The 25,951-nt window shown below is 69.7% G+C and carries 21 protein-coding genes; 5 read left to right on the forward strand and 16 right to left on the reverse strand.

Annotated elements, in window-relative coordinates; translation table 11 throughout:
• Nucleotides 1–74: 74 nt before the first annotated feature.
• The 8 genes from ACQEVY_RS12745 to rimP all read right to left on the reverse strand — a co-directional run bounded on the left by ACQEVY_RS12745 (nucleotide 75) and on the right by rimP (nucleotide 8,785).
• On the reverse strand, nucleotides 75–1,028 hold the full coding sequence (locus ACQEVY_RS12745) for a bifunctional riboflavin kinase/FAD synthetase (RefSeq protein WP_432947891.1): 954 nt from the start codon (nucleotides 1,026–1,028) through the stop codon (nucleotides 75–77).
• Between the two features lie 199 nt (nucleotides 1,029–1,227).
• Nucleotides 1,228–2,133 (reverse strand): tRNA pseudouridine(55) synthase TruB, encoded by a 906-nt coding sequence (gene truB, locus ACQEVY_RS12750; RefSeq protein ID WP_432947893.1) that lies wholly within the window; start codon nucleotides 2,131–2,133, stop codon nucleotides 1,228–1,230.
• Nucleotides 2,130–2,594: a 30S ribosome-binding factor RbfA gene (gene rbfA / locus ACQEVY_RS12755; protein WP_432947895.1), complete on the reverse strand. Its 465-nt coding sequence runs from the start codon at nucleotides 2,592–2,594 to the stop codon at nucleotides 2,130–2,132. The genes truB and rbfA overlap by 4 nt, the downstream gene beginning before the upstream one ends.
• 136 nt (nucleotides 2,595–2,730) lie before the next feature.
• A complete protein-coding gene (locus tag ACQEVY_RS12760) occupies nucleotides 2,731–3,024 on the reverse strand; it encodes a DUF503 domain-containing protein (RefSeq protein WP_033326870.1) in 294 nt (97 codons plus the stop codon).
• A 557-nt stretch (nucleotides 3,025–3,581) separates the two neighbouring features.
• Nucleotides 3,582–6,719: a translation initiation factor IF-2 gene (gene infB, locus ACQEVY_RS12765; protein ID WP_432947897.1), complete on the reverse strand. Its 3,138-nt coding sequence runs from the start codon at nucleotides 6,717–6,719 to the stop codon at nucleotides 3,582–3,584.
• Nucleotides 6,720–6,866: 147 nt separating this feature from the next.
• Nucleotides 6,867–7,160 (reverse strand): YlxR family protein, encoded by a 294-nt coding sequence (locus tag ACQEVY_RS12770; protein ID WP_165343296.1) that lies wholly within the window; start codon nucleotides 7,158–7,160, stop codon nucleotides 6,867–6,869.
• Between the two features lie 102 nt (nucleotides 7,161–7,262).
• Nucleotides 7,263–8,285 carry a transcription termination factor NusA gene (gene nusA, locus ACQEVY_RS12775; RefSeq protein WP_432947899.1) on the reverse strand — a complete coding sequence of 341 codons (1,023 nt, stop codon included), beginning with the start codon at nucleotides 8,283–8,285 and terminating at the stop codon, nucleotides 7,263–7,265.
• A 2-nt stretch (nucleotides 8,286–8,287) separates the two neighbouring features.
• Nucleotides 8,288–8,785, reverse strand: a complete 498-nt coding sequence (gene rimP, locus ACQEVY_RS12780; RefSeq protein WP_432947901.1) for a ribosome maturation factor RimP — start codon at nucleotides 8,783–8,785, stop codon at nucleotides 8,288–8,290.
• A 186-nt stretch (nucleotides 8,786–8,971) separates the two neighbouring features.
• Between rimP and ACQEVY_RS12785 the strand changes: the two genes are divergently transcribed.
• The 3 genes from ACQEVY_RS12785 to ACQEVY_RS12795 are packed head-to-tail and all read left to right on the forward strand — an operon-like array spanning nucleotide 8,972 to nucleotide 11,001.
• Entirely contained in the window at nucleotides 8,972–9,532 is a 561-nt protein-coding gene (locus ACQEVY_RS12785; RefSeq protein WP_432947903.1) for a hypothetical protein, read from the forward strand.
• Complete coding sequence (locus ACQEVY_RS12790) at nucleotides 9,529–10,014, forward strand: ferritin-like domain-containing protein (protein ID WP_432947905.1); 486 nt, start codon at nucleotides 9,529–9,531, stop codon at nucleotides 10,012–10,014. The genes ACQEVY_RS12785 and ACQEVY_RS12790 overlap by 4 nt, the downstream gene beginning before the upstream one ends.
• A 54-nt stretch (nucleotides 10,015–10,068) precedes the next feature.
• Nucleotides 10,069–11,001 (forward strand): aminoglycoside phosphotransferase family protein, encoded by a 933-nt coding sequence (locus ACQEVY_RS12795; RefSeq protein WP_432947907.1) that lies wholly within the window; start codon nucleotides 10,069–10,071, stop codon nucleotides 10,999–11,001.
• A 529-nt stretch (nucleotides 11,002–11,530) separates the two neighbouring features.
• On the opposite strand, the gene ACQEVY_RS12800 is transcribed toward ACQEVY_RS12795, so the two are convergent.
• Nucleotides 11,531–11,671, reverse strand: coding sequence for a hypothetical protein (locus tag ACQEVY_RS12800; protein ID WP_432947909.1), 141 nt, complete (start codon nucleotides 11,669–11,671; stop codon nucleotides 11,531–11,533).
• On the opposite strand from ACQEVY_RS12800, the gene ACQEVY_RS12805 reads away from it, so the two are divergent.
• Nucleotides 11,663–14,422, forward strand: a complete 2,760-nt coding sequence (locus ACQEVY_RS12805; RefSeq protein WP_432947911.1) for a SpoIIE family protein phosphatase — start codon at nucleotides 11,663–11,665, stop codon at nucleotides 14,420–14,422. The two genes, ACQEVY_RS12800 and ACQEVY_RS12805, sit on opposite strands and share 9 nt — an antisense overlap.
• A 548-nt stretch (nucleotides 14,423–14,970) precedes the next feature.
• Here ACQEVY_RS12805 and ACQEVY_RS12810 read toward each other — a convergent pair.
• The 6 genes from ACQEVY_RS12810 to dxr form a co-directional block, all read right to left on the reverse strand.
• Nucleotides 14,971–16,665 (reverse strand): proline--tRNA ligase, encoded by a 1,695-nt coding sequence (locus tag ACQEVY_RS12810; protein ID WP_432947913.1) that lies wholly within the window; start codon nucleotides 16,663–16,665, stop codon nucleotides 14,971–14,973.
• An 87-nt stretch (nucleotides 16,666–16,752) separates the two neighbouring features.
• Nucleotides 16,753–17,325: a GNAT family N-acetyltransferase gene (locus tag ACQEVY_RS12815; RefSeq protein WP_328768306.1), complete on the reverse strand. Its 573-nt coding sequence runs from the start codon at nucleotides 17,323–17,325 to the stop codon at nucleotides 16,753–16,755.
• Nucleotides 17,326–17,467: 142 nt separating this feature from the next.
• Complete coding sequence (locus ACQEVY_RS12820; protein WP_432947916.1) at nucleotides 17,468–18,316, reverse strand: GNAT family N-acetyltransferase; 849 nt, start codon at nucleotides 18,314–18,316, stop codon at nucleotides 17,468–17,470.
• Between the two features lie 148 nt (nucleotides 18,317–18,464).
• Nucleotides 18,465–19,622: a flavodoxin-dependent (E)-4-hydroxy-3-methylbut-2-enyl-diphosphate synthase gene (gene ispG / locus ACQEVY_RS12825; protein ID WP_432947918.1), complete on the reverse strand. Its 1,158-nt coding sequence runs from the start codon at nucleotides 19,620–19,622 to the stop codon at nucleotides 18,465–18,467.
• A 176-nt stretch (nucleotides 19,623–19,798) separates the two neighbouring features.
• Entirely contained in the window at nucleotides 19,799–21,103 is a 1,305-nt protein-coding gene (locus ACQEVY_RS12830) for a M50 family metallopeptidase (RefSeq protein ID WP_432947920.1), read from the reverse strand.
• Nucleotides 21,100–22,398: a 1-deoxy-D-xylulose-5-phosphate reductoisomerase gene (gene dxr / locus ACQEVY_RS12835; RefSeq protein ID WP_432947922.1), complete on the reverse strand. Its 1,299-nt coding sequence runs from the start codon at nucleotides 22,396–22,398 to the stop codon at nucleotides 21,100–21,102. The genes ACQEVY_RS12830 and dxr overlap by 4 nt, the downstream gene beginning before the upstream one ends.
• 170 nt (nucleotides 22,399–22,568) lie before the next feature.
• Between dxr and ACQEVY_RS12840 the strand changes: the two genes are divergently transcribed.
• Entirely contained in the window at nucleotides 22,569–23,015 is a 447-nt protein-coding gene (locus tag ACQEVY_RS12840; RefSeq protein WP_432947924.1) for a lamin tail domain-containing protein, read from the forward strand.
• 36 nt (nucleotides 23,016–23,051) lie between these two features.
• Here ACQEVY_RS12840 and secA read toward each other — a convergent pair whose 3' ends face one another.
• Nucleotides 23,052–25,853 (reverse strand): preprotein translocase subunit SecA, encoded by a 2,802-nt coding sequence (gene secA / locus ACQEVY_RS12845; RefSeq protein WP_432955191.1) that lies wholly within the window; start codon nucleotides 25,851–25,853, stop codon nucleotides 23,052–23,054.
• Between the last annotated feature and the right edge of the window lie 98 nt (nucleotides 25,854–25,951).

Raw genomic sequence — 25,951 nt, forward strand, 5'->3', positions numbered from 1 at the left:
TTTGTCGATACGTCGACGGGGGCGCCCAGTGCTGGTGACAGCACCGGGCGCCCCCAGCCACGTACAACAGCCGCCTACTCCCCCTCGTACGCCTCCACCAGCTCCCGGCAGCGCTTCACGTCCTGGGCCATCGTCTCCAGCAGGCCCTCGAGGGAGTCGAACTTGGCCTGTCCGCGGACGAAGGCCAGGAAGTCGACCGCGACATGCAGGCCGTACAGGTCGAGGCCGACGCGGTCGATGGCGTACGCCTCGACGGTCCGCTCCGTGCCCTCGAACTGCGGGTTCGTGCCGACGGAGATCGCGGCGGGCATGGCCTCGCCCTGGGTGTGCAGCCAGCCGGCGTAGACGCCGTCGGCGGGGATCGCGGTGTGCGGGAGCGTCTCGACGTTGGCGGTCGGGAAGCCCAGCTCACGGCCGCGCTGGGCGCCGCGTACGACGACGCCCTCGACGCGGTGCGGGCGGCCGAGGATCTCGTGCGCGCCCTCGACATCGCCCTCGGCGACGAGCCGCCGGGTGAGGGTGGAGGAGAAGGGTTCGCCGCCGCCGGCCGCGCCGGTCACGTACAGGTCGACGACCTCGACTTCGAAGTCGTACGTCTTGCCCTGCTCGGTCAGGAACGCCACGTTCCCGGCGGCCTTGTGGCCGAAGCGGAAGTTCGGGCCCTCGACGACGGCCTTGGCGTGCAGCTTGTCGACGAGGACCTTGACGACGAAGTCGGCGGGCGAGAGCTTCGAGAACTCCGTGGTGAAGGGGAGGATGAGCACCGCGTCGACGCCCAAGTCCGCCATCAGCTCGGCTCGGCGGTGGTGCGGGGCGAGCAGAGGCGGATGGCTGCCGGGGCGCACGACCTCGCTCGGGTGCGGGTCGAACGTCACGACCACGGACGGAACGCCCAGCTCGCGCGCCCGGTCCACGGCATGCCGGATGATCAGCTGGTGTCCGCGGTGGACGCCGTCGTACGAGCCGATGGTGACGACGCTGCGCCCCCAGTCCTGAGGGATGTCCTCCAAGCCACGCCAGCGCTGCACTGTGACCGCTCCTCGTCGAAACCGCTTCCGTATTGGCTGCGTACCGATCGCCTCATACGCAGGTCTCTCATACGCAGGTCCAAGAGTGCCATGCCGCACCCGCTCGCCCAGCATCGGCATGGGGCCTGTGACGGGCCGCACCCGCCGGTCGGCCCCGATCAGCACTGGTCAGCCCCGGGTCAGCACTGGTCAGCACTGGTCAGCCGAAGACGGCCAGACTCTTGGCCTTGCCCTTCTGCTCCTCCACCAGCGCGAGAACCCGCCCCTCGTGATCGAACACCCCGACGGCGCCGGCTCCCGCGTACACCTCGGGAATCTCGAGCCGCACCCCGTTCGTCAGCAGCCGTGCCCGCTTCGCGTCGACGTCCCAGCGCGGGAACGCGGCCGCTGCCGCCTCCGCCAAGGGCATCACAGTCAGCTCCTCCTGGAGCTGATCGAGCGTGCGCGCGGAGTCCAGCTTGTAAGGGCCGACACGGGTACGGCGCAGCGCCGTGAGATGGCCGCCGACACCCAGGCCGGCGCCGAGATCGCGGGCCAGCGCGCGGATGTACGTCCCCGAGGAGCAGACCACCGAGACGACCAGGTCCAGTACGGGCGTACCGTCCTCGGCGACGGCGCCCCGGACGTCGTACACGGAGAACGAGGAGACCGTGACCGGCCGGGCCGGGATCTCGAAGTCCTCGCCCTCGCGGGCCCGCTTGTACGAGCGCACCCCGTCGATCTTGATGGCGCTGACCTTGGACGGCACCTGCATGATGTCGCCGGTGAGCTTGGCGATCCCGGCGTCGATGGCGTCCCGGGTGGTCCCCGAGGCGTCGGCGGAGGCCGTGATGTCGCCTTCGGCGTCATCGGTGACGGACGTCTGCCCGAGCCGGATGGTCCCCAAGTACTCCTTCTCGGTCAACGCGAGATGGCCGAGGAGCTTGGTCGCCTTTTCGACGCCGAGTACGAGCACGCCCGTCGCCATGGGGTCGAGGGTGCCCGCGTGTCCGACGCGGCGGGTCTTCGCGATCCCGCGCATCTTGGCGACCACGTCGTGCGAAGTGAAGCCCGACGGCTTGTCGACGATGACCAGGCCGTCGGGCGTCCGGTTGTTCTGGGTCATGCCGGGGCGTCGCCGTCCGTCTCTGCAGTCTCGTCTTCCTCGTCCGGCTTCTTGTAGGGGTCCGCGTCACCCGCGAAGCTGGCGCCGGCCGAGACCTCGCGTACCTTCGCGTCCGAGGCCCGTGCCTTGTCGAGCAGGTCCTCGATGGTCTTGGCGGTGTCCGGCAGGGCGTCCGCCACGAAGCTGAGCGTCGGCGTGAACTTCACGCCCGCCGCGGCCCCGACGGCCGAGCGGAGCACGCCCTTGGCGCTCTCCAGACCGGCTGCCGCCGCCGCGCGCTCCTCATCGTCCCCGTACACCGTGTAGAAGACGGTCGCCTCCCGCAGATCCCCGGTGACCCGGGTGTCCGTGATGGTGACGTGGGAACCGAGCCGCGGGTCCTTGATCCCGCGCTGCAGCTTCTGGGCCACCACCTCTCGGATGAGGTCCGCCAGCCTCTTCGCCCGCGCGTTGTCGGCCACTGGTCCGTCTCCCTCTTTCTTGCCTGTTCCGCGTATCCGCGGGTGCCCGCGAGTGTCCGCGTGCACATTCATCGTCGTGCACGGCGTGCACGGTCCATCGTCTTGCACGGCGTACACGGTCCATCGTCGTGCACGGTCAGTCGTCGTCGCCGTGCAGCCGCCGTCGTACGGACAGCAGTTCCACCTCCGGCCGGCCGGCGACCATGCGCTCGCACCGGTCCAGTACGTCCGTCAGATGCCCCGTGTCTCCCGAAACCACCGCAAGGCCGATCTCGGCCCTGCGATACAGATCCTGATCGCCCACTTCCGCCACGCTCACCGCGAACTTGCGCTGGAGCTCCGCCACGATGGGTCGGACGACGGAACGCTTCTCCTTCAGCGACCGTACGTCGCCGAGGAGCAGGTCGAAGGACAGAGTCCCCACGTACATGTTGTGTATCCGGATGTCCCGCCGGTACGGGGTAGATGACCCGCCAAGCTCTTGGCAGGGACGTCGAGAACGGTACAACGGGAGGCTGCCGCGCCTCGAGGGGGTTTTCGCCCCCGCCGCCCTTACCCGTCCCATACCAAGGGGCTCCGCCCCTGGACCCCGCTGGGGCTGCGCCCCAGACCCCGCGTCGGCCTGAACGGCCTCGTCCTCAATCGCCGGACGGGCTGAAAATCAGCCCGTCCGGCGATTGAGGAGCCGGGGTCCGGGGGCTGGCCCCCGAACGGGGTCCGGGGCGGAGCCCCGAGCGGGTCCCAGGGGCGCAGCCCATGGCCGGGGGCCAGGGCGGAGCCCCGAGTGGGGTCCGGGGCGCAGCCCCGAAGGGGGTGTGGGGGCGCACCCCCAGCGGGGTCCGGGGCAGAGCCCCGGGTGGGATCTGGGGCGCAGCCCCAGGGATGGGACGGGTAAGGGCGGCGGGGGCGAAAAACCCCGGTCGGCGCCACCCCCGCGGGAAGAATCCCGCGGGGGTGGCGCCAACCCAGTTCAGCGCGCCGCAGGCGTCAGCCGCGGGGCTTCTCGCGCATCTCGTACGTCGCGATGACGTCGTCGACCTTGATGTCGTTGAAGTTGCCGAGGTTGATACCGCCCTCGAACCCTTCGCGAATCTCGGTGACGTCGTCCTTGAAGCGACGCAGGCCGGAGATGTTGAGGTTCTCCGCGATGACCTTGCCATCGCGCAGCAACCGCGCCTTCGTGTTGCGCTTGACCTCGCCGGAGCGGACCAGCACACCGGCGATGTTGCCCAGCTTGGACGAGCGGAAGACCTCGCGGATCTCCGCCGTGCCGAGCTCGACCTCTTCGTACTCCGGCTTGAGCATGCCCTTGAGGGCCGCCTCGATCTCCTCGATGGCCTGGTAGATCACCGAGTAGTAGCGGACGTCGACGCCCTCGCGCTCCGCCATCTGCGAGGCACGGCCGGCCGCGCGGACGTTGAAGCCGATGACGATGGCGTCGGAGCCGGTCGCCAGGTCGATGTCCGACTCGGTGACCGCACCCACACCACGGTGCAGGATGCGGATGTCGACCTCTTCGCCGACGTCGAGCTGGAGCAGCGAGGACTCGAGAGCCTCCACCGAACCGGACGCGTCGCCCTTGATGATGAGGTTGAGTTCCTGCACCAGACCGGCCTTGAGGGCCTCGTCCAGGTTCTCCAGGGAGAACCGGACACCCCGGCGGGCGAAGTTGGCGTTCCGCTCACGAGCGGCACGCTTCTCAGCGATCTGACGGGCCGTACGGTCCTCGTCGACGACGAGGAAGTTGTCGCCGGCGCCCGGGACGTTGGTGAGACCGAGGACAAGGACCGGGGTCGAGGGACCCGCCTCTTCCACGTTCTCGCCCTTGTCGTCGAGCATCGCGCGGACACGGCCGTACGCGTCGCCGACCACCATGGTGTCGCCGACCCGCAGGGTGCCTCGCTGGACGAGGACGGTCGCGACAGCGCCGCGGCCACGGTCCAGGTGGGACTCGATCGCGATGCCCTGCGCGTCCTGCTCCGGGTTGGCCCGCAGGTCGAGCGAGGCGTCCGCGGTGAGGACCACGGCCTCCAGCAGGCTCTCGATGTTGAGGCCCTGCTTGGCGGAGATGTCGACGAACATCGTGTCGCCGCCGAACTCCTCGGCCACCAGACCGAACTCGGTCAGCTGACCGCGCACCTTGGTCGGGTCGGCACCCTCGACGTCGATCTTGTTGACCGCGACCACGATCGGCACACCGGCCGCCTTGGCGTGGTTCAACGCCTCGATCGTCTGGGGCATCACACCGTCGTTGGCCGCCACCACGAGGATCGCGATGTCGGTCGACTTGGCACCACGGGCACGCATGGCGGTGAACGCCTCGTGACCCGGGGTGTCGATGAAGGTGATCCTGCGCTCTTCTTCGTTGACCTGGGTGGCGACCTGGTACGCACCGATGTGCTGCGTGATACCGCCGGCCTCGCCCGCGACGACGTTCGTCTTGCGGATGGTGTCGAGCAGTCGGGTCTTACCGTGGTCGACGTGACCCATGACGGTCACGACCGGCGGACGCGGCGCGAGGAACTCCTCGCCGCCCTCGTCCTCGCCGAACTCGATGTCGAAGGACTCGAGCAGCTCGCGGTCCTCCTCCTCCGGGCTGACGATCTCGACGACGTAGTTCATCTCGCCGGCGAGCAGCTGGAGGGTCTCGTCGGAGACGGACTGCGTGGCAGTGACCATCTCGCCGAGGTTCATCATCACGGCGACGAGCGACGCCGGATTGGCGTTGATCTTCTCCGCGAAGTCGGTGAGGGACGCACCGCGCGACAGGCGGACGGTCTGTCCGTTGCCGCGAGGCAGCATCACGCCGCCGACCGACGGGGCCTGCATGGCCTCGTACTCCTGGCGCCTCTGCCGCTTCGACTTACGGCCACGACGCGCGGGACCGCCGGGACGACCGAAGGCGCCCTGCGTGCCACCACGGCCACCGGGACCACCCGGACGACCGCCGAAGCCGGGACGGCCACCGCCGCCACCGGGACCACCGGGACGACCGGCGAAACCGCCGCCACCGCCACCGGGACCACCCGGACGACCGGCGAAACCGCCACCGCCGCCACCGGGACGACCGGCGAAGCCGCCGCCGCCACCGGGACGACCGCCGCCACCGCCACCGGGACGACCGCCGCCACCAGGACCGCGGCCACCGGGGCCACCGCCGCCGGGACGCGGGCTACCGGCAGCAGGACGCTGCGGCATCATGCCGGGGTTCGGACGGTTGCCGCCGGGGCCGCCGCCGGGACGCGGAGCGCCACCGGGACCACCCTGCGGACGAGGCATGCCGCCCGGAGTCGGACGGTTGCCGCCGGGGCCGCCACCGGGACGCGGAGCGCCACCGGGACCACCCTGCGGACGGGGACCACGGTCCTGGCCCGCACCCTGAGGACGCGGACCGCCACCGGGAGCACCGGCGCCACCGGGGCGCGGGGCACCACCCGGACGGGGCGCCTGCGGGCGCGCCATACCGGTGGAGCCACCAGAGGTGAACGGGTTGTTGCCCGGACGCGGGCCGGCCGGACGGCCGCCCGGACGTCCGCCCTGGCCGCCGGGACGCGGAGCGCCCTGACGGTCACCGCGGTCGCCACGGCCCTGGCCGCCACCCTGAGCGGGACCCGGACGGGCACCCGGCTTCGGGGCACCGGGACGGGCGCCACCCGGACGCGGACCCGAAGGAGCCGCGGGACCCGAGGATGCCGCAGGTGCCGCGGGAGCCGACGGAGGCGCCGTGAACTCGGGCGCCGCAGGGGCCGGAGACGCCGGAGCGGGCTTCGGCGCAGGCGGCTTGGGACCCGGGGTCGGACGCGGCCCCGGAGTGACCGGTCCACCGGCCTGAGCCGCGGGCTTCTCCGCGGCAGCCGGCTTCGGGGCCGGCGGGCGCGGGGCAGCCGGACGGGCGGCCTGCGCCGGAGAGGGGGAGGCCGGCTTGGCGGGCGCGGCCTTGCGCGGGGCGGGCTTGCCGCCGCCGTTGCCCTGCTGGAGGGCGTCAGTCAGTTTGCGTACTACGGGCGCTTCGATCGTCGAAGACGCAGAACGGACAAATTCACCGAGTTCTTGGAGCTTGGCCATGACGACCTTGCTCTCAACCCCGAACTCCTTGGCGAGTTCGTATACCCGGACCTTAGCCACTTCGCTCCTTTTAGGTCCGGGTTGCGTCCGGACCGTCGCTACTTCATGGGCGTACTCATCGCGTGCTCATCGAGTGCTCATCGCAATCTCGACCTACTTCCAACTCGCGGGGTACCAGGGCCGCACGGGGGTTCCGTGCGACACGTCTTACGGTGTTGCCTTCTCGGCAACGGTCTTCTCGACAGCTAGGCGCAATGCCTCCGTGTCGAGCGGTCCCTGGGCACGCAGCGCCCGAGGGAACGCCCGGCGGCGGACCGCCAGGTCAAGACAGACCAGGGCGGGGTGAACATAGGCACCCCGGCCGGGCAGCGTACCGCGATGATCGGGGACGCACTCGCCCTCGATCGCCACGATGCGCAGCAGATCGTCCTTGGCCGCTCGCTCCCGGCACCCCACACACGTGCGCTCAGGGCATGCTCGGGCTGGCGTCCGGCCAGACACAATCAAGTCTACCTCCCCGCACCGACCTCACCCCTTTGGGGCAAGAATCGAACGGTTGCCGCGTATAAAACTGTCGTGATCTCAGCGACCTGGGGGCGTGATCTATTCCCTGCCCTGGTCGCCGGCCTGCTGACCGGTCTGCTCAGCGGTCTGTTCGGTGTCCGGACGGATGTCGATCCGCCACCCCGTCAGCCGGGCGGCGAGCCGGGCGTTCTGCCCCTCCTTGCCGATGGCCAGGGACAGTTGATAGTCCGGCACCGTCACGCGCGCGGAGCGGGCCGCGAGGTCCACGACCTCGACTTTGGAGACTCGGGCCGGGGAGAGCGCGTTGGCGACCATGTCGGCCGGGTCGTCGGACCAGTCGACGATGTCGATCTTCTCGCCGTTCAGTTCGGCCATGACATTGCGCACACGGCCGCCCATGGGCCCGATACAGGCACCCTTGGCGTTCAGGCCCGAACGGGTGGACCGGACGGCGATCTTCGTACGGTGGCCCGCCTCCCGGGCGATGGCGGCGATCTCGACGGACCCGTCGGCGATCTCCGGCACCTCGAGGGCGAAGAGTTTCTTCACCAGATTGGGATGTGTCCGCGACAGGGTCACGGAGGGACCGCGGACCCCCTTCGCCACCCGGACCACATACGACCTCAGCCGCATCCCGTGCTGGTAGGTCTCACCGGGCACCTGCTCCTGCACCGGCAGGATGGCCTCCAGCTTGCCGATGTCCACGAGTACGTTCTTGGGGTCGCGGCCCTGCTGGACGACGCCGGTGACGATGTCGCCCTCGCGGCCCGCGTACTCGCCGAGCGTCGCGTCGTCCTCGGCGTCCCGCAGGCGCTGCAGGATGACCTGCTTGGCGGTGGTGGCTGCGATGCGGCCAAAGCCGGTCGGGGTGTCGTCGAACTCGCGGGGCTCCTGGCCCTCTTCGAGGTCCTCGGGGTCCTCCTTCGCCCACACGGTCACATGGCCGCTCTCGCGGTTGAGCTCCACGCGCGCGTGGCGGCGGCTTCCCTCGGTGCGGTGATACGCGATGAGGAGGGCCGATTCGATCGCTTCGACCAGCAGGTCGAAGGAGATCTCCTTCTCCCGTACCAAGCCCCGCAGGGCACTCATGTCGATGTCCACGGCTACGCCTCCTCTTCCTTCTTGTCCTTGCGGCTGAACTCGACCTGGACGCGCGCCTTGGCGATCTCCTCGAAGGCGAGCCTTCTGGCGGTGGCCTTGCGCCCCTTCACACCGGGCACTTCGAGGTCCACACCCTCGTCGTCCACCTTCAGAATCCGGGCGACCACCTCGCCACCTTCGGCCAGCTGGAACTTCACCAGCCGGCCGATGGCACGTACGTAGTGACGGTGTTCCCTGAGCTCGCGCTCCGCACCGGGCGTTCCCACCTCGAGGGTGTACTCGCCCGCGCCCATCGCGTCCGTCTCGTCGAGCTTCGCCGAGAGCACGCGGCTCACATCGGCGATCTGGTCGAGGTCGGCACCTTCGTCGGAATCGACGGTGACGCGCAGCACACGCTTACGTCCGACCGAGTCCACTTCGATCTCCTCGAGATCGAGTCCCTGGGAGCTGACGAGCGGTTCCAGCAGTCCTCGCAGCCTCTCGCTCTGGGTGGTGCTCATCCGGGTGACTCCTCGGCCGCGTGTGCTGTTGTGGGTAGGTCGCGTGTCAGGTCAAAGGGTATCGGGTCCAGAAGGGTGTTGCCGTCCACCGGCATCACCGCGGGTTACCTTGATCCGGGCAGCCCAGCCACCCGGAGCTCCGGTCGCCGCCCTTCCTTTCGTACGAGTCTGCCGAGGACGTCTGCCTTGTCGTTCACCCCGCCGTCGCGCTCGCCCTCGGGGCCGCGCCGAAGGAGCCTGCTCGCCTCAGCCGCCGGTGCGGGCGCCGCGCTGCTCACGGGCTGCTCCGCCTCCGACTCCTCCTCCGAGACCACCAAGGAGGCCGCTTCCGCCGCCGATCGGGCACGCGCGCGTGCGGCACGGGACAGCGAGGGGCTCGCGGCGCGGTACGAGGCCGTGCTCGCCGCGCATCCGGCGCTGGCGTCGCGGCTGACACCGCTGCGGGCGGAGGTCGTACGGCATGCGAAGGCGTTCGGGGGCGGGAAGCGGGCCTCTGCCACCCCAAGCGCCTCGGCCTCTTCGTCTCCCGCTGCTTCGTCTCCTGCTGCTTCGGCGAGTGCTCCTGCCGCGAGTGTGCCGGCCCGGGAGGAGGACGCCCTCGCCGAACTCGCCTCGGCCGAGCGGGCGTTGGCGGACCGGCGTACGAAGGCGCTGGAGGAGGTGCCGGGAGAGCTGGCGCGGTTGCTGGCCTCGGTGGCGGCGGCTGGTGCGGTGCACGTGTACTTGTTGACGGAGGGCGGGAAGTGAGCGGGGCCCAGAATTCCGGGGATGCGGAGGCTTCGGCCGAGCTGAAGGCTGTGCTGGCCGCGCTGCGTGCCGAGCATGCCGCGGTGTACGGGTACGGGGTCGTCGGCGGAAAGGTCAGCGAGGAGCGGCAGGCTGAGGCTCAAGCGGCGTACGACGCGCATCGGGCCCGGCGTGACGCGCTCGCGCGGGCCGTGCGGGACCTGGACGGGAAGCCCGAACCGGCGGCGGCCGCGTACGCGCTGCCGTTCCCGGTGACCGACTCGGACGCGGCCGTGCGGCTGGCCGTCGAGTTGGAGGAGCGGGTGGCCGGGGTGTACTCGGATGTCGTACGGGCCGCCGGGGGTGAGCGGCGGCGTGATGCCGCCGAGGCCTTGCGGGAGGCTGCGGTGCGGGCGGCGCGATGGCGTGGCGGGAGCGTAGCCTTCCCTGGTCTCGCCGAGCGGGCCGCCCAGGCCGGGCCACCGTCGACACCCCGCACGTAACGCACCTCGGAGCACGGCGAGCGCGTCGAGCACATCGGAAGGGAACACTCGCGTATGGCTTTCGAACCGCCGCAGCGGCTCGTCCGGGCGCTCGGCGAGACGGCGCCGACCGGTGACGACTGGCTGGAGAAGCTGCCCGAGACGGCTCAACAGGCTGTCGCGGTACGCGAGTTGGCCGTGGAGCGGGTGCAGGTGCCCGGCGGGCGCAGCAGTCTTGTGGTGCTCGTGCGGCTGCCCGACGGGACCCCCGCCGTCCTCAAGCTCGCGCCGCCGCGGGCGCGGCCGGAGAGCGAGCGGGCGGCGCTGGCGCACTGGGATGGACGGGGGGCGGTACGGCTCCTTGAGGCGCCCGGTTCCCTCAGTCCCTCCTCCAGTCCTTCCACTCCCTCCGGGGCCGGGGGTGTGCTGCTGCTGGAGCGGCTGCATCCCGATGTGTCCGTACGGTCGCTGCCCGAGGCGAAGTCCATGCTTGAAGCGGCCGGGACGCTGCGGCGACTGTGGGTCGAGCCGCCTGCCGGGCACGCCTTCGAGACCGTGGCCGAGCGGACGGGGCGGCAGGCCGAGGCGATGCGGGCGTCCGCCGATGCGGAGGCGCTGCCGCTGGTGGACGCGGCGCTCGCGGTGCGCGAGCAGTTGCTGGCGGCTTCGCCGGAGGCGCGGCTGCTGCACGGCACGTTCCGCCAGAGCAAGGTGCTCGCCGGTGAACGCAGTCCCTGGCTGGCCGTGGGGCCCGATCCCGTCGTCGGCGAGTGCGCCTTCGATCTGGCCCGCCTGGTCCGCGATCGCGTCGAGGACCTGATCGCCTCGCCGTCCGGGCCCGCGACGACCCGTCGCCGGATCAAGCGCCTCGCGGAGTCGCTGGACGTGGACCAGGAGCGGTTGCGGGGGTGGACGCTGTTCCGGGCGGTCGAGTCGGGGGTGCGGGCTCGACGGGTGGGGCGGGGGCAGGATGCGGAGCTGTTGCTGGAGTTCGCGGGGTGGTTGTAGCGGGGTGGGTGGCCGTTGGTAGGGGCGCCCCCCGCCGCCCCTACCCGTCCCATACCAAGGGGCTCCGCCCCTGGACCCCGCTGGGGCTGCCGCCCCAGACCCCGCATCGGCCTAGCGGCCTCGTCCTCAAACGCCGGACGGGCTGAAATTCAGCCCCTTGGGGGTCCCCCCAGCGGTAGCTGGGGGAGTTTGAGGAGCGGGGGTTCGGGGGCTGGCCCCCGAAACGGGGTCCGGGGCGCAGCCCCGAAGGGGGTCTGGGGGCGCAGCCCCCAGCGGGGCCCGGGGCTGACCCCGGGATGGGACGGGTAGGGGCGGCGGGGGCGAAACAACTCGCCGCGCCCCCCTCGGCCTGGCGGCCTCGTCCTCAAACCCAGACGGGCTGCGGCCTCCCCGGCCATCGCGGGTGAGATGATACGGGCAAATGCGCCAATCGATTCGTTAAGTGCGTAGTAGTGTAAATTCACCCGTCTGCCGGACGGCGAATGGGATCCATATGGCCCGAAACGAACGGCTCGGTCAGGCTCCGCCGTCAGCGGCGGTGGAGGCGCAGGAAGCCGTCCGGATGCGCGTACTGAGTAACACGGGCGAGGGGCAGACCCAGGCAGAGGCGTTGCAGCTTGCGTTGCATCACGCGGTGGCTGATCTCGGTGGGCTGGGTGGCATGGTGCATCTGCGTATACCCGGTGACAGCCGGCCGTTGCACCTGGCGGCCGCGGGCGGACTGCCCCGGGAGTTCGCCCAGCAGTGGGAGACCCTCGGCTGGCAGGACGAGACCGCACCGATCCGGGCCCTGCGGGACGGCGCGCTCGTGTGGCTGCCCACGACCGACACGCAGGCCCGCGCCCTTCCAGCCGGCACCGGAATCGCGGCCGTACCGCTGCTCGCCGCGGAGGGCAGCTCGCTCGGAGTGCTCTCGGTCGTGACCGTGTCCGGGGTTCCCTCGGTCACGCAGCGGGACTTCCTCGAGGCGCTCGCACGGTGGGTGTGCGAGCGTCTGGCACATCCCGCCCCCACCACCGGCAGCCTCAACCCCGCCTGGTGGAACGTGGAACACCTGGCCGGGCCCCGGCTCCAGCAGGCACGCGAGGCGGTCCGCGTCGGTACCTGGGACCAGAACCTCCGTACCGGCGACGTGGTCTACGACGAGACGACGATGGCCATACTCGGCATCGACCCGGAGTCCTTCGACGGACGGGTCGACACCGTTGTGGAGCTCGTCCACCCGGACGACCTGCCGCGCGTCGTGGCCGCGGTGGAGCGGGCCATCCGGCAGCGCGGCGAGTACGCGGCGGAGTACCGGCTGTGCCGGCCGGACGGCAGCGTCGTCTGGATAGAGGCCCGCGCCCAGCTCGTCCTCGGCGAGGACGGCGAGCCGGCTCACTTCGTGGGCACCGTGTGGGACACGACGCAGAAGCGGGCGGCGCTGGACTCGGTCGGCCACTCCCTGCTGCACATGAGCGACGGTTTCCTCACGGTGGACACCGACTGGCGGATCGAGTTCGTCAACCTGCACGCCGAGCGCCTCCTCGGCCCCTCGCAGCAGCTGTACGGCCGCGTCCTGTGGGACGTACCCGATACCGAAGTCCCCGGCCTGGAGGACCGCTGCCGGCAGGCCGCCGCCACCGGCGCCCCGACCGGCTTCGACGTCCAGTGGCCGGCGAACGGGCGTTGGTACCACCTGCGTCTGGTCCCTTCGCCGGACGGGGTGACGGTGTACCTCACCGACGTCACCGAGACGCGGCTGGCGGACGAGCAGCATGCGGCAGCCCAGCGCGCCGCCGCCCGGCGCACCACGCACATCGGCCGCCTCAACGCGGCGCTGGCCGAGGCGGTCACCGTGAGAGACGTCGTCGATACGGTCGCCGAGCGGGTCCTGCCCCTGGTCTCCGCCACCGGCCTGTTCGTCGAGCTCGTGGACGGCGACAGCCTCCGGGTGGCGGGAAGCGCCGGGTACTCCCAGGAATTCCTGGACCACTTTCCCGAGAGGATGAGCCTGTCCGAGCACACCCCGGTCAGTGACGCCGTCCACCACGGCGCCCCGCAATACCTCTTCTCCAGGCGGGAGTTCCGCGACCGCTACCCGGAGTTCGCCGACCTCGCGTTCTCGGGAGGGAAGAACGCCTGGGCGTTTCTGCCCCTGATCGCCTCCGGCCGTCCCGTCGGTTGCCTGGTCATCTCCTTCTCCCGGCCGCGCCGGTTCAGCGAGGAGGACCGGGCCCTGCTGACCGCGCTCAGCGCGCTGATCGCCCAGGCCCTGGAACGGGCCCGCCTGTACGACGCCGAGCACACCCGCTCCCAGGAGCTGCAGCGCGGCCTGCTCCCGCCGGTCCTGCCCTCCCTGCCCGCCGTCACCGCCGCAGCCCACTACGTGCCGGCCACCGAAGGCCTGGAGGTCGGCGGCGACTGGTACGACGTCATTCCCCTGTCCGCCGAGCGAGTCGCGCTCGTCATCGGAGACGTCATGGGCCACGGACTGTCCGAAGCCGCCACCATGGGCCGCCTGCGCACCGCGGTACACACTCTGGTGGGTCTGGAACTACCCCCCGACGAGCTGTTCTCCCACCTGAATGACCTGGTCAGCGACCTCGGCGATGACTTTTACGCCACCTGCCTGTACGCGGTCTACGACCCCGCCGACCAGGTGTGCACCATCGTCCGTGCCGGGCACCCCCCGCCTGCCCTCCTCCACCCCGACGGCACCGTCAACTTCCCGCAGCTGCCTCAGAACCCGCCGCTCGGCGCGGCCACGCCGCCCTTCGAGACGGTGGAGCTGACGGTGCCCGAAGGAAGCCTGATCGTGCTCTACACCGACGGCCTGGTCGAGTCCGCGTCCCGTGACATAGACAGCGGCATGGCCCATCTGGCCAAGACGCTCACCAACGCCGAGATGCCCGATGGGCGCGGTCTGGGCGCCAGGACCGCCGACCGGGATGCCGACGCCCGGCAACTCGACCAGCTGTGCACCGCGCTCATTTCTGCCCTCGTCCCTGCCAAGGAGCAGACCAGCGACGACACCGCGGTACTCGTGGCTCGCACCCACGCTCTCGCCGCTGGGGACGTGGCGTTCTGGGAACTCCCCGAGGATCCGATCGCCGCAGGCCAAGCCCGCGACCACGTACGACATCAGCTCACCGAATGGCATCTGGACGAGCTCATCTGGACCACAGAGCTGATAGCCAGCGAGCTCCTCGGCAATGTCATCCGTCATGCGAGAGGCCCGGCCCAGCTGCGCCTCATCCGCAGCCGCTCGCTCATCTGCGAGGTCACCGACGGCAGTCTGACGACCCCTCATATTCGTCGCGCCCTGGAGACCGACGAAGGCAACCGCGGCCTGCAGCTGATCGCCGCACTCACCCAACGCTGGGGAACGCGCCACCTCTCCAATGGCAAGTGCATCTGGACGGAGCAGCTTCTGCCGTAGCGCCAGGGGCGGGGCGCGGCGATTTGTTTCGCCCCCGCCGCCCCTACCCGTCCCATCCTCGGGGCTCCGCCCCGAACCCCACCATGGGATTCCGCCCCTGGACCCCGCTGGGGGGCTGCGCCCCCAGACCCCCCACGGGGCTGCGCCCCAGACCCCCCACGGGGCTCCGCCCCAGACCCCCCACGGGGCTCCGCCCCGGACCCCGGCCATGGGCTGCGCCCCTGGACCCGCTCGGAGCTGCGCCCCGGAACCCGTTCGGGGGCCAGCCCCCGGACCCCCGGTCCTCAAACGCCGGACGGGTTGAATTTTCGCGGCCGAACTTTGTCAGCGCAGGCCCGCATCAATCAGCCCGTCTGGGGGCACCTCCCAGCGGTAGCTGGGGGAGTTTGAGGACGAGGCCGCTAGGCCGATGCGGGGTCTGGGGCGGCAGCCCCAGCGGGGTCCAGGGGCGGAGCCCCTGGTGGGTCTGGGCGAAGCCCAGGGGACGGGAATGGGTAGGGGCGGCGGGGGCGAAACAAACCCGCCGCACCCACGGTGCACAGGCCCCGCTACGCCGTCAGGCGAGCCACCGCCTCCGCCACCGTCAGCTCCTCGCGCTCCCCGGTGCGGCGGTCCTTGAGTTCCACGACGCCCTCGGCGGAGCGGCGGCCGGCGACCAAGATCTGGGGGACGCCGATCAGTTCGGCGTCCGTGAACTTGACGCCCGGCGAGACGCCGGCCCGGTCGTCCACCAGGACGCGTACGCCCGCCGCACCCAGCTTCTCCGAGACATCGAGGGCGAGCTCGGTCTGCAGGGCCTTGCCGGCGGCGACGACGTGCACGTCAGCCGGGGCGACCTCGCGAGGCCAGCACAGCCCCTGCCCGTCCGCCGACTGCTCGGCCAGCGCCGCCACCGCACGCGAGACACCGATCCCGTACGAGCCCATCGTCACGCGAACCGGCTTGCCGTTCTGCCCGAGCACATCGAGCTGGAAGGTGTCGGCGTACTTGCGGCCGAGCTGGAAGATGTGACCGATCTCGATGGCGCGGCCCATCTTGAGGCCGGTGCCACAGGCGGGGCAGGGGTCGCCCTCCTCGACGACGACCACGTCGAGGTAGTCGTCGACCTCGAAGTCCCGGCCGCAGACCACGTTGCGGGCGTGCTTGTCCGGCTTGTTCGCGCCGGTGATCCAGGCCGTACCGGGCGCCACGCGCGGATCGGCGATGTAGCGGACCTTGTCCAGACCCTGCGGGCCCACATAACCGCGTACGAGATCCTCACGGCCCACGAAGTCCTCGGCCGTCACCAACTCCACCACCGCCGGGGCGAGATGCTCGCCCAGCTTTCCGAGGTCGACCTCGCGGTTACCAGGGACGCCGACCGCGACGATCTCGCCGTCGACCTTGACGAGGAGGTTCTTGAGGGTGTCGGACGCCGTCACACCCAGGTGCTCGGCGAGGGTCTCGATGGTCGGGGTGTCGGGGGTGTCCAGCTCCTCGACCGGACCGTGCTCGACGCCTTCGACCGGCGCGAGCGCGAAGGTGACGGCCTCCGTGTTGGCCGCGTAGTCGCAGGCCGGGCAGTCCACGAAGGTGTCCTCGCCGGCCGCGGCGGGCGCGAGGAACTCCTCCGACGCCGAGCCGCCCATCGCTCCGGAGACGGCAGAGACGATGCGGTAGTCGAGGCCCAGGCGCGCGAAGATCTTCTGGTACGCCTCGCGGTGCAGCGCGTACGACTCGACCAGGCCCTCGTCCGTGGTGTCGAAGGAGTACGAGTCCTTCATCTGGAACTCACGGCCGCGCAGCACTCCGGAGCGGGGGCGGGCCTCGTCCCGGTACTTGGTCTGGATCTGGTAGAGGATCACCGGCAGGTCCTTGTAGGACGAGCACTGGTCCTTGACGATCTGGGTGAAGATCTCCTCGTGCGTGGGGCCCAGCAGATAGTCGGCGCCCTTGCGGTCCTTGACGCGGAAGAGGAGATCGCCGTACTCGTCCCAGCGCCCCGACGCGTCGTACGGCTCGCGCGGCAGCAGGGCGGGCAGCAGGACTTCCTGGCCGCCGATGGCGTCCATCTCCTCGCGCACCACACGCGCGACGTTCTCGAGGACCTTCTTGCCCAGCGGCAGCCAGGTCCAGATACCGGCTGACGTGCGGCGTACGTAACCGGCGCGGACGAGCAGCTTGTGGCTGAGCGTCTCGGCGTCCGCCGGGTCGTCGCGCAGTGTCTTGATCATCAACCGGGACATGCGCTGGACCTGGGCCATGATTCTTAACTCCTGCCGGATAACGGTGATGGCTAGGAGGTTAGCCGGGCGGTACCGGGCGGTGGAAATCGATTGGCGTCCCGGCACCTATCGCCTGCGGCGGAGGGGCAGGTGGGCGCCCATCACCGCGTACGGCTTCGGGGCGCTGGGGAACAGGACGTTGCGGGCCAGGTCCTCGTAGCCGAGTGAGTGGTAGAGGCCGCGGGCCGGGCTGTCCGTGTCGATGGCCGAGAGGATCGAGCGGGGCTGGGTGGCGCCGTCCGTGATGGTGGTGATCAGGGCGCGGCCGATGCCGCGGTTCTGGTAGTGCGGGTGGACGTGCAGCTCGGTGATCACGAAGGAATCCTCGAGCCAGGACTCGTGGCCCTGGCTGCGCAGATAGGGCTCGACGACGGTGGACCACCAGTGGGCGCGGTCGTTGGGCATGCCGTAGACGAAGCCGACGAGGCGGCCGTCGGGCGTGGTGGCGCCGAGTGCGCGGGCGCCGGGGTAGGTGAGATGCCGCAGCACGATCTGCCGCCGTACGGCGATCTCGTCCGCGCCGAGCCCGAAGGCCACGGCCTGCACGCCGAGCGCCTCGTCGATCCGCGCGGCCAGATCCAGCGGGCCGATGACGACTTCGTCGGGCGTACGAGAACCCTGGCCGGGGATGCGCAACATGACGGGGAGACTACCTTTGCGTATTGCCGAGGTGCGCCGGGGACGGGGTTGTCTTGTTGGCTGCGGGTTCGTTGTGGCTGGTCGCGCCCACGCGGCGGAGCCGCATATGTCACAGCCCCGCGCCCCTGCGGGGCGCGAGCTCTCAGAACAGCACGCTCATGAACGCGCCGATTTCCTGGAAGCCCACCCTCTGGTAGGTGCGTCGGGCTGCCGTGTTGAAGTCGTTGACGTAGAGGCTGGCTACGGGGGCCACGTCTGCGAGGGCGTAGCGGAGGACGGCTGCCATGCCGGGGGCCGCGAGGCCTTGGCCTCGGTACTCGGGGGCGACCCAGACGCCCTGGATCTGGCAGGCCTGTGAGGTCGCGGCGCCGATCTCCGCCTTGAAGATGACCCTGCCGTCGTGGCCGAGGCGGGCGAACGAGCGCCCGGAGCCTACGAGTTCGGCAACCCGGGCCTGGTACAGGAGCCCGCCGTCACCGGCGAGCGGCGAGATGCCGACCTCCTCCGTGAACATGGCCACGCAGGCGGGCATGATCGTCTCCATCTCGTCCTTGCGGATCCGGCGGACGTACGGATCCGGGGCGATGTCGGAGGGAACCCGGTCGGTGACCATCAGGGGCTGGTGGGGGCGGACCTCGCGGGCGGGCCCCCAGTTCGGCTCGAGGAGCCGCCACAGCTGGGCGGTGGCCTCGGCCGGGCCGACTATGGATGAGCAGCGGCGGCCCGCGCGACGGGCCCGGTCCGCGAAGGCGCGTACGGCTCGGGGAGTGGCGCAGATCGGGACCAGGTTGGCGCCGGCGTAGCAGAGGGACGTCAGCATGCCGTCCTCGTACCAGCCCCACATCTCGCCGCCGAGCCGCCACGGGTCGAGGCCCGCGATCTGCACCCGGGAGGTCACGAAGGCGTTCACGACGGGCTCACGGTCGAGGACGGCGAGCGCGGCGTCCAGGTCACTCGGTTCGAGGACCCTGGTGGTGGTCTGCGTCAACACGTACGGGGGCCTCACCCTGGGATCTGCTGATTCCCCGCACTGTACCTGGCGAAAATAGGCGCCGCCGCCCGATGCCGGAGCCCTCCGGACAGCCTGGGAGACGCGAGTGCCGGCCGTGGCGTCCGGGGCGGCCGTGCCGTACGCCCCGTCAGCCCGCCACCGAAACCGAAGGCTCCCCGGACGCGGCCCCGTCCGCCTCCATCTGCTCGGCGATCTTCATCGCCTCCTCGATCAAGGTCTCCACGATCTTCGACTCGGGCACCGTCTTGATGACCTCGCCCTTGACGAAGATCTGCCCCTTGCCGTTGCCGGAGGCGACACCCAGGTCCGCTTCCCTCGCCTCGCCAGGACCGTTCACGACGCAGCCCATGACCGCGACGCGCAGCGGGACCTCCATGCCGTCCAGACCGGCCGTGACCTCCTCGGCCAGCTTGTAGACGTCCACCTGGGCCCGGCCGCAGGACGGGCAGGACACGATCTCCAGGCCGCGTTCCCGCAGGCCCAGTGACTCCAGAATCTGGTTGCCGACCTTGACCTCCTCCGCCGGAGGCGCCGACAGGGAGACGCGGATGGTGTCGCCGATGCCCTCGCTCAGCAGCGCGCCGAAGGCGACCGCCGACTTGATGGTGCCCTGGAATGCGGGCCCGGCCTCCGTCACGCCGAGGTGCAGCGGGTAGTCGCACTGGGCGGCCAGCTGCCGGTAGGCGTTGACCATCACCACCGGGTCGTTGTGCTTCACCGAGATCTTGATGTCCCGGAAGTCGTGCTCCTCGAACAGCGAGCACTCCCACAGCGCCGATTCGACGAGTGCCTCGGGGGTGGCCTTGCCGTACTTCTGCAGCAGCCGCCGATCCAGCGAGCCCGCGTTGACCCCGATCCGGATCGGCGTGCCATGGTCCTTGGCGGCCCGCGCGATCTCCTTGACCTTGTCGTCGAACTGCTTGATGTTGCCGGGATTGACCCGCACCGCCGCACAGCCCGCCTCGATCGCGGCGAACACGTACTTCGGCTGAAAATGAATGTCCGCGATCACCGGGATCTGCGACTTGCGCGCGATGGTCGCCAGCGCGTCCGCGTCATCCTGCGTCGGACAGGCCACCCGTACGATCTGGCAGCCCGACGCCGTCAGCTCCGCGATCTGCTGCAACGTGGCCCCGATGTCCGACGTACGCGTCGTCGTCATCGACTGCACCGAGACGGGTGCGTCTCCGCCCACGGCCACGGTCCCGACCTGGATCTGCCGGCTCTTCCGGCGCTCGGCGAGCTTGATCGGAACGGACGGCATGCCGAGAGAAATCGCAGTCATCTGCTGTGCAACCCCAAGGTAAGGATCGGTCGGTCCCGAAAGCTGACGGGCTCCAGCCAACGAGATTACGGCACCCCCGAACACGGGAGCACATCCCCCGCACAGGCCGCCACAAGTCACCACATGACACGGCGACCGGGCTCAAAGCATGCCCGGTCGCCGCGAACTCCGCCTTACTAGGAGATACGTACCGGGTTAACGACGTCTGCCACCAGGACCAGCAGCGTGAAGCAGATGAAGATCCCGGCCACCACATAGGCCACCGGCATCAGCTTCGCCACGTCGAACGGACCCGGGTCGGGCCTCCTGAACACCTTCGCCACATTCCGTCGCAGGGACTCCCACAGGGCGCCCGCGATGTGTCCGCCGTCGAGCGGCAGCAGCGGGAGCATGTTGAACAGGAAGAGGGAGAGGTTGAAGCCCGCGACGAGGAACAGCATCATCGCGATCTGGTTCTCCGGCGGGATGTCGAGAGTGAAGACCTCGCCGCCCACGCGGGCCGCGCCGACCACGCCCATCGGGGAGTCGTCCTCGCGCGGGCCGTCGCCGAACGCCGCGTCCCACAGGGCGGGGACCTTGGACGGGAGGGCGATCAGCGACTCGACGCCGTTCTGCATCATGTCGCCCATGCGGTCCACGGACTGGCCGAAGGACTGCTCGACGATGCCGGATGCGGGCGTGAAGCCGAGGAAGCCGGCGTACACGTACTCGCCCTCGACATAGCCGCCGTCGCCGTCCGACTTGCTGACCTGGTTCCTGATCAGGTGCGTGTTCAGGTCGAGCCGCTCGCCCCCGCGCTCAACGGTGATCGTGACGTCCTTGCCGGGGTTGGCGCGGATGTCGTTCTGGAGGGTGGACCAGTCCTCGACGCGTGTGCCGTTGAACGCGATGATCTTGTCGCCCGCTTCCAGGCCGGCGGCCTTCGCGGGAGCGGCCTGGTCGCCCTTCTCGCACTTGGTGCGGTTCTCGCTCTGCTGGATGACGCAGTCGGAGACCTTGCCGACCGTGGTCGTCTGGGTCTGGATGCCGAAGGTCATCATCACGCCCATGAAGATCACGACGGCCAGGATCAGGTTCATGAACGGGCCGGCGAACATCACGATCACGCGCTTCCAGGGCTTGCGCGTGTAGAAGAGGCGTTTCTCGTCGCCGGGCAGCAGCTCCTCGAAGGACTGCGCACGGGCGTCCTCGACCATGCCGCGCCACGGCGAGGTGGAGCGGGCCTCGAGCCTGCCGTCCGGCCCTGGCGGGAACATGCCGATCATGCGGATATAGCCGCCGAAGGGGATCGCCTTGACCCCGTACTCGGTCTCACCCTTCTTCCGCGAGAAGATGGTCGGGCCGAAACCGACCATGTACTGCGGTACGCGGATGCCGAAGAGCTTGGCCGTCGAGAGATGCCCCAGTTCGTGCCAGGCGATCGAGAAGAGCAGGCCGATCACGAAGACGACTATGCCGAGGATCATCATCAGGGTCGTCATGCACCGGCCTCCGCCGTGGTCGTCTGCGCTGTGTGTCGCGCCGTGGTCTGCGTCTGCGTGAGTTCCCGGGCCCGGGCGCGTGCCCAGGTCTCCGCTTCGAGGACGTCCGCGACGGTGAGTGAGGTTCCCGTACGTCCGTTACGGGGCGTGCCGTGCTCCTCGACCACCTTGGTCACGGTGTCCATGATCCCGTTGAAGGGCAGGGCGCCCTTCAGGAACGCGTCCACGCACTCCTCGTTCGCCGCATTGAACACGGCCGGGGCCGTGCCCGCGAGTTCCCCCACATGGCGGGCCAGCCCGACCGACGGAAACGCGTCGTTGTCGAGCGGGAAGAACTCCCAGCTCGACGCCTTCGACCAGTCGAAGGCGGGCGCCGCGTCGGGGACGCGCTCGGGCCAGCCGAGCCCGATGGCGATCGGCCCGCGCATGTCCGGGGGCGTCGCCTGGGCGATCGTCGATCCGTCCGTGAACTCCACCATCGAGTGGACATACGACTGAGGGTGCACGACCACCTCAATCCGCTCGAAGGGAATGTCGTAGAGGAGATGCGCCTCGATGACTTCCAGCCCTTTGTTGACAAGGGTCGCGGAGTTGATGGTGATGACCGGACCCATGGCCCAAGTGGGATGCGCGAGGGCGTCGGCCGGGGTGACGTTGGCGAGTTCCGCCTTCGTACGTCCCCGGAAGGGGCCCCCGGAGGCGGTGACGACGAGCTTGCGAACGTCCGCTCTGGTGCCGGAGGCGAGTGCCTGGAACAGGGCCGCGTGCTCGGAGTCGACCGGGATGATCTGCCCCGGCTTGGCGAGCGCCTTGACCAGCGGGCCGCCGACGATGAGCGACTCCTTGTTGGCGAGCGCGAGGGTACGTCCCGCTTCCAGCGCGGCGAGGGTGGGCGCGAGCCCGATCGACCCGGTGATGCCGTTGAGCACGGTGTGACACTCGGAGGCGGCGAGCTGTGTGGCCGCGTCCGCTCCGGCGAGGATCTCGGGCAGCGGCTCCCCGTTCCCGTACCGCTCGCTCAAGGCTTTTCGCAGCTCCGGTACGACGTCCTCGCGGGCGACCGCGACGGTACGTACCCGAAGCCGCCACGCCTGCTCCGCCAACAGCCCGATCCTCCCGCCCGCGGCGGAGAGCCCGCTCACCCGGAACCTGCCGGGGTTGCGCTCCACGAGGTCGATGGCCTGCGTACCGATCGACCCGGTGGATCCCAGGATCACCACGTCCCGGGGCCCGTCCGAGGCCACGGGATCGAAGACAAGATGCGGATCAGCGAGGGGCGCTGGACTGTCACTCATCCCTCCATTGTGGCCGCATCGAGCTACCGACCGGACAGGGCGTCCCGTTCGCAGGCCTCTTACCTCCATGTGTCACAGGACAGAGCCATATCGGCACTTGTGAAGCTCAAGTGAAGAAAGCGTGATACTTCTTCTCCCTGAACACTGGACGACACCCAGGGGGGATCTCCATGCGGATACGCGCTGCCCTGCCCGCGCTCATCGGCGCCGTGGCTCTGACCGGCACGTTTCTCAGCACTCCGGCTCAGGCCGCCGGACGCGTCTTCATCTACCAGGTCTATTACGACAGCCCGGGCTCGGACAGAGGCTCCAACTCGAGCCTGAACGCCGAGTGGGTGCGGATCAAGAACTCGACGTCGTCGGCCGTCAACCTGAAGAACTGGAAGATCAAGGACGAGACGGGCTACACGTACACCTTCGGCAACGTGACGATCGGCGCCGGCAAGACGAAGAAGGTGCACACGGGCAAGGGCACCAACAACGCGTACGACAAGTACTGGGGCCGTGGCTGGTACGTCTGGAACAACGACGGCGACACCGCCTATCTCTACAAGCCCAGCGGTGCCAAGGCCGACGACTGCACCTGGGGTTCGCGCGGCGACTACCGCTACTGCTGAGCCGGGCGGGACCGCCGCTGCCGTCGGCGCGAGCCGTTACTTGCGCCGGCGGCGGTTCTTCGACCTGTTGGACTTGGCGGACTTGGCCGACTTCTTGGCGGGCCGCCGGGCCGGGGCCGCCTTCGTGCCCGTGACCGCTTCCTTCGGAGCCGAACCCGCCGCCGCAGCAGCGGACTTGGCAGGTGCCGGTGCCGCGTCCGAGCGGCTGAAGTCCCCCTCGACCACGCCTTCCGCCGTGTCCAGTGTGGGCGCGCTGAAGTGGAGGTCTTCGTCCCGCCGGCCGGCCTCCAGGGTCTCCTGACCGGCGCGGGCCTTGCCCGAGGCGTCGAGGTTGAAGACGTAGCCGACGGACTCCTCCTTGATGGCCTCCGTCATCGCGGCGTACATGTCGTAGCCCTCGCGCTCGTACTCGATGATCGGCTCGCGGCCCAGCGTCCAGCGCAGGCCGATGCCGTCGCGGAGGTAGTCCATCTCGTAGAGGTGCTCGCGCCACTTGCGGTCGAGGACCGAGAGGACGACGAGGCGTTCCAGGTCGCGGAGGGCGCCGGAGCCGAGTTCGGCCTCGCGTTCCTCGTAGCGGGCGTGGATGTCCTCGGTGATCGTCTCGATCAGGTCGTCGGCGGTGAGGTTCGCGCGCCCGCCGGCCTCGTCCTCCACGTCCTCGATGGTGACCTTGATCGGGTAGAGCTGCTTGAAGGCAGCCCACAGCCGCTCCAGGTTCCACTCCTCGGGGAAGCCCTCGGCGGTCTCCTCCGTGATGTACGCGCGGATGGTGTCGTCCATGAAGTGGATGATCTGCTCGCGCAGGTTCTCGCCCGCGAGGACCCGGCGGCGTTCCTCGTAGATCAGCGTGCGCTGCCGGTTGAGCACCTCGTCGAACTTCAGGACGTCCTTGCGGGACTCGAAGTGCTGCTGCTCGAGCTGGGACTGAGCGGAGGCGATGGCGCGCGTGACCATCTTGTTCTCGATGGGGACGTCTTCGGGGACGTTCGCCATCGCCATGACGCGGTCGACGACCTGGGCGCGGAACAGCCGCATCAGGTCGTCCTCCAGGGAGAGGTAGAAGCGGGAGGCGCCGGGGTCGCCCTGCCGGCCTGCGCGTCCGCGCAGCTGGTTGTCGATACGGCGCGACTCGTGGCGTTCGGTGCCGAGGACATAGAGCCCGCCGAGGGCGATCACCTCGTCGTGCTCGGCCCCGACGGACTCCGTCATCCGGTCGAGCGCGGCCTGGTACTCCTCGGGGTTTTCCTCCGGATCGAGCCCTCGCCCGTCCAGTTCCGCACGCGCCATCGCCTCGGGGTTGCCGCCGAGCATGATGTCGGTGCCGCGGCCCGCCATGTTCGTGGCCACGGTGACCGCGCCCTTGCGGCCGGCCTGGGCGACGATCTGCGCCTCGCGCTGGTGGTTCTTGGCGTTGAGCACCTCGTGCCGGATGCCCCGCCGCTTCAGCTGTGCGGACAGCAGCTCGGACTTCTCGACGGAGGTGGTGCCCACGAGGATCGGCTGGCCCTTCGCGTGCCGTTCGGCGATGTCGTCGACGATCGACGTGAATTTCGCGTCCTCGGTGCGGTAGATCTGGTCGGCGTCGTCCGCGCGGATCATCGGCCGGTTCGTGGGGATCGGCACCACGTGCAGCTTGTAGATCTGGTGGAACTCGGCGGCCTCGGTCATCGCCGTACCGGTCATCCCGGCGAGCTTCTCGTACAGCCGGAAGAAGTTCTGCAGGGTGATCGTCGCAAGGGTCTGGTTCTCGTCCTTGACGGTCACACCCTCCTTGGCCTCGATCGCCTGGTGCAGGCCCTCGTTGTAGCGGCGGCCCGCGAGGATGCGGCCGGTGTGCTCGTCGACGATGAGGACCTCGCCGTCGATGACGACGTAGTCCTTGTCCTTCTTGAAGTGCTCCTTGGCCTTGAGGGCGTTGTTCAGGTGGCCGATGAGGGGCGTGTGGTCGGACTCGTAGAGGCTGTCGATGCCGAGCTGGTCCTGGAGGTACTCGACGCCGCTGTCCAGGATCGCCACGGTGCGTTTCTTCGGGTCGTACTCGTAGTCGTGCGTGGCCCGCAGTTCGGCGAGGCGTTCCTTGTCCATCGGCGAGGTGAAGTTCTCCGCCTGGATGGCGACGCCCCGCATCCGCGTGACCATCTTGGCGAACGCCTCGTACCAATGCGTGGCCTGATCGGCAGGACCGGAGATGATCAGCGGCGTACGGGCCTCGTCGATGAGGATCGAGTCGGCCTCGTCGACGATCGCGAAGTGATGGCCGCGCTGCACGAGTTCCTTCTGCGACCAGGCCATGTTGTCGCGCAGGTAGTCGAAGCCGAACTCGGTGTTGGTTCCGTAGGTGATGTCGCCGGCGTACTGCTCGCGCCGCTCGGCCGGTGTCGACTGCGTCTTGATGACGCCGACGGTCAGACCCAGGAAGCGGTAGGCGCGGCCCATCCACTCGGCGTCGCGCTGGGCGAGGTAGTCGTTCACCGTGACGAGGTGGACGCCCTTGCCGGTCAGGGCGTTCAGATAGACGGGCAGGGTCGCGACGAGGGTCTTGCCCTCGCCGGTGTGCATTTCGGCGATATTGCCGAAGTGGAGTGCCGCGCCGCCCATGATCTGTACGTCGAAATGACGCATTCCGAGGGTGCGCCGGGAGGCCTCGCGCATCGCGGCGAAGGCTTCGGGCAGCAGATCGTCGAGGCTTTCGCCGTCGGCGTGGCGCTTTTTGAACTCGGGGGTTAGATCCCGTAGTTCGTCGTCGGTCATCCCCTCGAATTCCTCTTCCAGGGAATTGACCTGTTCGGCGATGCGCTGCAGCCTGCGCAGCATGCGTCCCTCGCCGGCTCGCATGATCCGGCCGGTGATGCGCTCGAGAGTGGCCACTGGAATTCCCCCTCGGCCCGATGGGGGGCGTCGACGTCCCCGAAGTCGATTCTGTGTCGCTCGCC

Source organism: Streptomyces sp. CA-288835 (assembly GCF_050936385.1).
Classification (GTDB): Bacteria; Actinomycetota; Actinomycetes; order Streptomycetales; family Streptomycetaceae; genus Streptomyces.